Source organism: Psychrobacillus sp., from assembly GCF_056205495.1.
In genome coordinates this window covers 1-9,182 of the sequence record NZ_JBAEAP010000305.1, presented here as the reverse complement: position 1 = coordinate 9,182, position 9,182 = coordinate 1, and the positions used below count along the sequence as shown (strand labels likewise).

The window sequence follows — 9,182 nt, the reverse complement described above, 5'->3', positions numbered from 1 at the left end:
ACTCTTTTTCTCAAGGTCAACACCTACTTGCTTTTAAATAGTTTATACATACCTGTTTCAATTGGTCTGGACACATAAGGAGAAATTATGTCGACAGCGTTTAATAATTCATCTATGTCGATATTGGTGGTAATATCCATTTTATGTAGCATATTCACGACATCCTCAGTTGCTACATTGCCTGTTGCACCCGGTGCAAAAGGACAACCTCCTAAACCACCAGCGGAGGTGTCAAATCGAAATACACCTGCTTGTAACGCTGCAAATATATTGGCAATACCCATTTTGCGAGTATCATGAAAATGGGCAGTAATTAATGTATGAGGAAACTCATTTATTAACGTATGGAAAAGTTCGTAGCTTTCTTTTGGATTCGCCATTCCAATAGTATCCGCCACGCTAAGCTCTTGTACACCCCATGACACAAATTCCTTACAGAGTTCAGTTACTTTTTGCGGATCGATCGCACCCTCAAAAGGACAACTAAAAGCAGTGGAAATACATGCACGGACAAAATATCCGTCTTCTATTAATTTTTCTACAAGAGGCTTTAATTCATTCATACTTTCTCTAGTAGTTTTGTTAATATTTTTTTTATTAAAGCTATCTGAAACGCCTACAAAAACAGCGACACTTTTAGCTCCATTTTCCAATGCTAGGTCTATTCCTTTTTTGTTTGGTGTTAGTACAAATTGTCTACCCACTTTTTTCACATTTGTAACAATTTCTTTTGCATCACTCATTTGTGGTACCCATTTAGGTGACACAAAGGAGCTTAGTTCCATTTCCTCTACACCGGCTTTTTGAAGTTGCTCGATAAATAACAGCTTTACATCAGTTGGTACTACATTTTTTTCATTTTGTAGACCATCTCGTGGACCTACCTCGATAATTGTCACTTTTTTTGGTAAACTATACATATTCATCCCTCCCTCTTTTATTGTAAAGAAAGGTTGGTTGAACAAGCAAATTTTAAAATTTTTGTTTCATAGTTTTATTGAAAATAGGGGATATGAAGGAGGAAATTCACGTGACAAATGAAGTTGTAATCGTAAGTGCAGTTAGAACTGCTATTGGTTCTTTTCAAGGTGCACTAAAGGATGTTCCGGCAACAAAGCTTGGAGCAATTGTAATTGATAAGGCTTTAGAAAAAGCTGGAGTTTCTAAGGAATCAGTGGATGAAGTAATCATGGGGAATGTGCTTCAGGCTGGTCTTGGACAAAACCCTGCTAGACAGGCTTCTATACAAGCAGGTTTACCACAATCCGTTTCGGCTTTAACTATAAATAAAGTATGTGGTTCAGGTCTTAAAGCAATACATTTGGCAACACAAGCAATTATTGCTGGAGATGCAGATATAGTTGTTGCTGGTGGTATGGAGAATATGAGTCAGGCTCCATATCTATTAAAAAATGCTAGAGAAGGCTTCCGAATGGGCGATCAAAAAGTAGTAGACAGTATGGTTTCTGATGGTCTATGGTGTGCTTTCAACGATTACCATATGGGAATAACGGCAGAAAATCTTTGTGACCGCTATGACATTTCGCGTGAGGAGCAGGACAAATTTTCTGCTCGGTCTCAAGCAAGAGCAGCGGAAGCTGTAGAGACTGGCAAGTTTAACGATGAAATAGTTCCTGTTGAGATTCCTCAAAGAAAAGGAGAGCCTGTTATCTTTGATAAGGATGAATATCCGAAAAAAGGGTCAACAGAGGAAAAGCTAGCTGGTTTGCGTCCTGCTTTTAAAAAGGACGGTTCAGTTACGGCTGGAAATGCTTCGGGTATTAACGACGGCGCAGCAGCTGTTGTCGTAATGTCCAAACAAAAGGCTGAAGAACTAGGCTTAAAACCATTAGCTACAATTCTTGCTAATGCATCTGCTGGAGTAGATCCAAGCGTGATGGGAATTGGACCTGTGGAAGCAGTGAAAAAAGTGTTGAATAAATCAAAACTATCCTTAAGTGATATCGAGCTAATTGAAGCAAATGAAGCTTTTGCTGCTCAATCTATAGCAGTAGATAGAGAGCTTGCCTTCAATCATGATATACTAAATGTAAATGGTGGAGCAATTGCTTTAGGTCATCCAATCGGTGCGAGTGGTGCTCGAATTTTCGTTACTTTACTTCATGAAATGGAGAAAAGAGATGCTAGAACGGGGCTTGCGACACTTTGCATAGGTGGAGGACAAGGAGTAGCCACTATTGTGAAACGCTCATAAAGTAGGTGAATAATATTGGCTAAGAAGAAACAAAAAAGACAGCAACAGCCTAACTTTAAATCTTCAGCTGTAAAAGAAGATGGGAATTCTCTTTCAGATCAGCTTTCTATGGATGTGCTTGCTAAGTTAAAAGAAACAAAGAAGCAATTAGTAACAGCTGAGCAAGAGAAGGAAGAAGAAAGACAGGCACAGCTTGCTTTTGAAAAGAAACAGAAAGAAAAAAATAAAACCTTCGAAGAACTGCTCGATGAGTATGGCTTTGGTGGTTCTAAGTTCTAAAAAATGTGTGGGAAATCTCCTACGAAAAATGAATGGCCCCTAGAATTTTGCGGACAGCAAAATTTTAGGGGCTATTTTTGAATCATAATGAGTGTAAATTTATAACGATACTGACCCTTATATTTATCTCCACTTTAATGTAAGAAATACTTTACTTTATGTCTGGTTTACTTTACATTAAAGGTAATTAAAAAGCAGTGGAGGGAATAAATGGAGATAAAGAATCGTTTAAAAGAACTGAGAGCAAGGTCTAACCTTACACAAAAAGACTTATCAGAAAAAGTAGGTGTAACGCGTCAGACTATTGTCTCGCTGGAGAAAGGAACCTATGTGCCATCGCTGTTACTCGCGATGAATATAGCGGAAGTGTTTCAGGAGCCAATTGAAAAAATCTTTTTCAAGGGGGATGGCAAATGAAGATTGTTCTATTTGAAAGTATCAGCAAAATCATTATTATAGGGGTGCTTGCATATGCAATGGGTTTTGCTTATGAAAACATCTGGTTGATGGATGAATTCGATAGAGGGTTGTCAAACGGTGAAGTTATAAATGCGGATGTAAAATTTAGTTGGTGGCCATTTGTCCTCAGTATTTTATTAATGGTACTTCAATTAATTCTTTCTCTAAGATTGAAGTCAAGAAAACGGGCCGATATCCTTTTGAAGTTTGGAGAATTTCAAGATGGTGATGAACGGGAGCTGAGCATCACCAATAAAGCAACCAGAGCTTCTCATGTTGCTTTTACATTGAGTGCAATTATTGCAATGTCGATCATGGTTCTTTCTACAAATTACATTTATCTTAACCCTGCATTTCCTATCTATTTATTTGCTGGAACAATAGCAACTTCAAGCATTGCTTATGCTATAGCATGGTGCGTTGAATATTATAAGTGAATGAGGATGAGAGAAAGGTAAACTAAAGAAATGTGAAATCTGTAGTTTGATTTCACGTTTTATTTGTTTAAGAAGCCAGCTGATTCTTGTAAGACAATCTTATTGTTATTAGAAAAAGCAGCGACTCCTCGCCGCCAAGTGCGTGAGAGGGACTACAGGCTCGAGGCGTACCCCAAGAAAGCGACCACCGTAGCGGAGAACTATTGGGTTCGGATTTTTTCTCGATTATGAACTTTCAACTAAGCAAAAAATAAAGCATTAAAATCTATTAAGCTTGGAGATATATTTCCAAGCTTTTTTATGTACAAGTAAAACAACCTGTAAAATCCGTGCTCCTCCTACACTAAAAGTTTATAAAATGTAAAATTTTCAAATAACTAATTGATAAAAATACCCAGTTATACTATGATTATCATAACAATATTATAGACAGGTAATATACATGTCTTTTTGTAGAGGAGTGACCATTAAATGAGGATGGCAAAAGTGGGGGTTCTTTTAGATAGAGAGGAAACAGAAAAACAGTGGGAGAAAGGGGTAAATGTTTTTGACCGCTATTTGGAAGAGATTCTTAATCATGTAAGACTGCCTTATAAAAAAATAGATTCAATCGAGGAGCTTGATTCCTTTGACTTAATGATTGTTGCTTGTTGCCCTAATACAGAAGCTGCTCAAACGAAAATTTTAGATTACGTAGAAAATGGAGGGACTGTCATTTCATATGGCGATCTTCATTGTCTAAAAGAAAGGTTAGGCTTCAGTTCTCATTCTATTCCTGCTATAGGCTATGCAGAGCTTTCTTCTTTTCTTAACCAGTCAACATCACTTCGTTATTTACACGCAGATCCATGGGTCTATTTTGGAAATCAGTTAGAAATCCAACAATTCGGAGCTTTACAAGAGGGCAATGGAGATGCACTGCTTCAAATTAAATATGGAAAAGGGACAATTGAGCGATGGGCCGTCTCTATTCCCCAAACAATTGTAGGCTTACAGCAAGGTACTGCTCCTATAACAGAAGACGGTGTTCCTGCTCCCGACGGAAGTGCAAACTTGGATGAGGAGATATTAAAGGCGGACGACGGATTTATGCTCGATTGGGACCTAGACCGAACGGTTACTGAAACAGGTATGCCATATTTTCCACATCCTTATGCTGATTTATGGAGAGAAGCATTAATAGAGCATTTAGTAAAGTGTGCTCTTGATAAAAATCTAACGCTTCCTTTCATTGATTATTGGCCAGCAGGAGTAGAACATGTTGCTTTAATCTCTCATGATAGTGACTTGAACGTGGACGAATCAGCACAAATAACGTTAGATACCTTAAAGGAAGAAGGCGTGCAATCGACTTGGTGTATGATTGTACCTGGATATAATCCCTCTCTTTACAATCAAATCAAGGCAGACGGACATGAACTAGCTCTCCATTACAATGCATTAGAAACAGATAATGGCATTTGGTCAGAAAATGCTTTTCATGCCCAACTTACTTGGTTACAACAGACAGTAGGAATTGAACAAGTAACATCCAATAAAAATCACTATACGAGGTTTGAAGGCTGGGGAGAATTTTTTACTTGGTGTGAGAAATATGGAATACAGGCGGATCAATCGAGAGGTCCTAGTAAGAGAGGAAACATCGGCTTCTTATTCGGCACGTGTCAACCTTATTTCCCTATCGCCTGGGCCGATGAAAAAAATCGAATGTATGATGTGCTAGAGATTGGTTTTCTGACCCAAGACTTGAACCATAATACGTTAGCGGATGCTACGGTTATCGAACCATTTTTGGAAGGGGTCAAAAGAGTGAATGGAGTTGCTCATTTCCTATTTCATCAAATACACATCTATCAGCAACCGCCAGTACGCGAAGCGATTATTCAACTAATCCGTATGGCAAGGCAGCAAGGCTTCTCGTTTTGGACTAGTAAGCAAATTAATGATTGGGAGAGAGCGAGACGCCAGGTTAAAATTATAGATGTATCTGAAGAGAATGGTGTGGTACTTAATGAAAATTCGATTGACGATAAGCTCGTTATTCTAATGCCTGTTACAGAAGAAGGTGCACAAACGGTCAAACGTTTTGGGCTGAACTGTAAGATGGTTTCTGTTACGAATCACCTTTTAAAGGAAGCGTAAAGCTGGAGGGTCTAAAAAATGATAAACAATACTTTAGCGATTTTAGGTGGGCAAAAGGTTAAAACGACTCCATTCGGAACTGGGAAACGCTTTGGTGCAGAGGAAGCAACGGAGCTACTAGAGGCACTAGAGCAAAATACACTCTTTTATCATTTCGGTAGCAAGGTTAAGAAGTTTTTAGCAGATTTTAATGATTTATATAATGTGAAGTATAGTGTGGCTACCTCATCAGGAACTGCTGCGCTGCATGTTGCTCTAGGAGCAGCGGGTGTTACAGTCGGTGACGAGGTCATAACTAGCCCAATTACAGACCAGGGTACTGTAATAGGTATCTTATATCAGAACGCCATTCCTATATTTGCCGATTTAGAGCCAAATAGCTATAACATGACTGCTGAAGCCATTGAAAAGGTAATCTCACCTAAAACAAAGGCGATTATTGTTGTTCATCTTGCTGGAAACCCATGCGACATGGATTCCATAATGGAACTGGCTAGAAAATACAATGTAAAAGTGATAGAGGATTGTGCCCAAAGCTATCTCACTACTTACAAAGGGCACTTAACTGGCACAATTGGTGATTATGGATGCTTTAGTACAAACGACTTTAAGCATATATCAACAGGCGATGGCGGGATTGTTACTGTAAATTCTGGGGATGAGGAAGATTACTTTACCACTCATGCATTTGCAGATAAAAACTATAAAAGACATGACAAGGAAGTTGTAAAAGATATTCACTATCTGGCACCTAACTATCGCATGACAGAACTTCAAGGTGCTGTTGGTATTGCTCAGTTAAAAAAACTGGAATGGATATGCACGCGAAGAAATGAGCTTGGAGAACGATTGAGTAGTGGATTACAGAACACTAAGGGTATACGGCCAATGAAAATAACAGCTGGGGGATGGTGCAGCTACTGGTTTTATATGCTAACGCTCGATTTAGATGTGTTAAGCTGCACCCGTGAAGAGTTCTCAGATGCACTTACAGCAGAGGGTATTCCTAATTCACCAGGGTACATTTCACAAGTGTTATATGCACAAAGCCTATTCCAGCAAAAACAGGCATACTTAAATAGCGAATATCCATTTAGTCTAGGCGATTATAGTTATGAAGCTGGTAGCTGTCCAAATGCAGAAGAAATTTTGAAGACAGCGATACGGTTGGATATAAATGAGTTTTTTAGTGATCATGATATAGAGGATATGATTACTGCATTAAATAAGGTAGCTGCCCATTATTGCGTCTAAAGGAGAGCCTATATGTATAACAAACTTATAGATCATGGAACTCCGGTTGTCGCGGAGGAGGAGCGAACAGCTGCTATATGTACGAAGGAAGAAGAGAGTAGATTTATAATTGCAGCCAAAGGATTTGTATTAATAGTCGATTTAGAAAAGGGAACAAGCAAGCAAGTTTTCTTTCCACTAGCAAATAAGGAATACCCTTTTGCCTCTTTTAGTAGTGGAGGCTTATTTTATACGGGGGCAGGTAATATGCTGCTCGTGTTAGACCCTTTCAAAGAGTGCTTTGTGGATTATCAAGTAATTGAAAACGGTGAGGAAATAGTCGGTTTTAGCTTTGCAGAGGACAGTTCGGGAATGATTTATTTCACTTCATACCCTCACTGTCACCTGCTTTCCTATGATAGCAAAACGAAGCGTGTCGTAGATTACGGCTCTATGCATGCCGAGGAAAAATATCCAGGAACAATAGCTCTTGATACTCACGGATGGGCTTATGTGGGCATTGGAACTGAGAAAAGGGATATAATAGCCTATCATTTGATAAGTGGCCAGAAAAAGAGTTTGCTTTCCTCTCAACAAAGGCAGAAGGGAGCAGGCTATGTATATCTTGGAAACGATGGTACTGTCTATGGACACATAGAGGCATCCGACTTGAAGAATGTGTTAACGGCCTCTCAGTGGCTAAATTTCTCTCAGGGACAATGTAATCCTGCAGAAAATGCTGCACCTTCTAGTTTTGTAGGAACAGGATTTCAAAAAGTCCACTTTCCAGATGAATCGAATTATCAGATCGAGCACTACAGCTTATCTGAAGGGCTTGTTCAAATTAGTCATAAGGATAGTGGGATACAGAAAACAATTCATTTAATTTACCATTCGGAGGGAGCGGAGCTTTCAAGTCTTTTTCTCGCTCCAGATGGATTTATCTATGGAACGTCCATGCACCCTCTACAATTTTTTCGGTATGATCCAACCAATAACTCTCTTCATAATTTTGGAGCACTAGAAGAGGGAGGGGGAGGAAATATTTGTGCTTATGCCTCCCATGGAAATCTGTTAGTGGGAGTAGCCTACGCAGGTGGAAAGCTATATGTTCACGATTTAGATCAGCAATCTTCTATTCCTCGTTTAGTTTTAGAAGAGGATCAGATTCATCGACCTCGCTGTGCCCTTGCCTTGAGTGGAACGAAAGAAATAATATGGGGTGGGTTTCCGGGCTATGGACTAGTTGGTGGAGCCTTGGCAATTTATAATATGGATACAGAAAAGCAGGTCGTAATACGCAATGAAGATATATTACCCTTTCACAGTACTATTTGTCTTAGTGAGCTCAGCAATGGAGATATTATAGGAGGCACAAGTATAGAAGCACCTGGAGGAGCAGTATCAAAAGAACAGGATGCACGCTTGTATGTGCTTGATCGAACAACCATGCAACTAAAATACAGTTTCGTTCCCTTTAAAGGAACACGAGAAATTATTGCTATTTATACAGACATGTATAATCGGGTGCATGGTGTTACTGGGCAAGGAATGTACTTTATATGGGATACTGAATTGAATACTATTCTATCCGGAAAAGATCTATCCAGTTATGGGGAACCGATGCGATCAGGCTTTGTTTTTGACGAGCCTAATCACACGCTTTACTGTCTTATGTCAGACGCACTTATTGCGATTGATGTTCAACAACCATGCCCCGAACCAATCCTTAAAAATAGGTTAGAAGCTAAAGCGAGTAGTGGTACTGTCCTATTTAATGAAAGAGTTTACTATGGCAGTGGTAGTCATTTGTATAGTGTAAGTATAGAATGATGGGGTGAAGAAATGTATGCATTGTCCACTTTACATCTACAGGGTGCGCCTTCTCTCTTACGATTAATTGAACGTAAAAGAGATTGGGAGAACAAAAGAGATGCAATCGAAAAAACTTGGTTACAATGTATTGGTGGGCTCCCACCTTTAGTACAAACAAATTTTGATATAATCTCTTGGGAGTCGTATGAGGACTACTATTTATTTAAGATAAAGTACGCCACTGTTTTCAACGATACGGTTCCAGCAAACCTTCTAATACCGAAAGCAAGTAACAGCAAAAAAGTTTCTACTAAAGACGACGCCATAGAGGTTTTGAACTCTAGTCACAAACAACATCCCTCCGTTATTGCGCTTCATCCAACGAGCGACAACGGGAAGGATGATGTAAGTACAACAGAGGGACGACCAAACAGACAATATGGACTTGAGCTTGCTAAGAGAGGCTATGTAGTACTTGCCCCGGATACGATAACAGCTGGAGAACGGGTGCTACAGGACGAAAAGCCTTTTCAGACAGCAAGCTTTGACGCCGCACATCCGAACTGGTCTGCAGTAGCTAAAATGCTTGTGGATCATCAGCA

8 protein-coding genes and 1 pseudogene are annotated in these 9,182 nt (G+C 39.4%); 8 read left to right on the top strand and 1 reads right to left on the bottom strand.

Annotated elements, in window-relative coordinates; all coding sequences use genetic code 11:
* Positions 1–23: 23 nt before the first annotated feature.
* Positions 24–920: a hydroxymethylglutaryl-CoA lyase gene (locus AC06OU_RS08940; protein WP_475855294.1), complete on the bottom strand. Its 897-nt coding sequence runs from the start codon at positions 918–920 to the stop codon at positions 24–26.
* A 110-nt stretch (positions 921–1,030) separates the two neighbouring features.
* On the opposite strand from AC06OU_RS08940, the gene AC06OU_RS08935 reads away from it, so the two are divergent.
* The 8 genes and pseudogenes from AC06OU_RS08935 to AC06OU_RS08900 form a co-directional block, all read left to right on the top strand.
* Positions 1,031–2,215 (top strand): acetyl-CoA C-acetyltransferase, encoded by a 1,185-nt coding sequence (locus AC06OU_RS08935; protein WP_475855293.1) that lies wholly within the window; start codon positions 1,031–1,033, stop codon positions 2,213–2,215.
* Positions 2,216–2,230: 15 nt separating this feature from the next.
* Positions 2,231–2,494: a YqkE family protein gene (locus tag AC06OU_RS08930; protein ID WP_342560665.1), complete on the top strand. Its 264-nt coding sequence runs from the start codon at positions 2,231–2,233 to the stop codon at positions 2,492–2,494.
* Positions 2,495–2,704: 210 nt separating this feature from the next.
* The gene (locus tag AC06OU_RS08925) at positions 2,705–2,911 is read left to right on the top strand and encodes a helix-turn-helix transcriptional regulator (RefSeq protein ID WP_093496836.1); all 207 of its coding nucleotides are present in this window, start codon (positions 2,705–2,707) and stop codon (positions 2,909–2,911) included.
* Positions 2,908–3,390 carry a hypothetical protein gene (locus AC06OU_RS08920; protein ID WP_475855291.1) on the top strand — a complete coding sequence of 161 codons (483 nt, stop codon included), beginning with the start codon at positions 2,908–2,910 and terminating at the stop codon, positions 3,388–3,390. Before AC06OU_RS08925 ends, AC06OU_RS08920 begins: the two co-directional genes overlap by 4 nt.
* Before the next feature lie 471 nt (positions 3,391–3,861).
* Positions 3,862–5,532, top strand: a complete 1,671-nt coding sequence (locus AC06OU_RS08915) for a polysaccharide deacetylase family protein (RefSeq protein WP_475855289.1) — start codon at positions 3,862–3,864, stop codon at positions 5,530–5,532.
* 18 nt (positions 5,533–5,550) lie between these two features.
* Positions 5,551–6,786 (top strand): DegT/DnrJ/EryC1/StrS family aminotransferase, encoded by a 1,236-nt coding sequence (locus AC06OU_RS08910; RefSeq protein WP_475855288.1) that lies wholly within the window; start codon positions 5,551–5,553, stop codon positions 6,784–6,786.
* Between the two features lie 12 nt (positions 6,787–6,798).
* A complete protein-coding gene (locus AC06OU_RS08905) occupies positions 6,799–8,598 on the top strand; it encodes a ligand-binding sensor domain-containing protein (protein ID WP_475855287.1) in 1,800 nt (599 codons plus the stop codon).
* 12 nt (positions 8,599–8,610) lie between these two features.
* Positions 8,611–9,182, top strand: a pseudogene (locus AC06OU_RS08900) (dipeptidyl aminopeptidase); the annotation flags it as partial.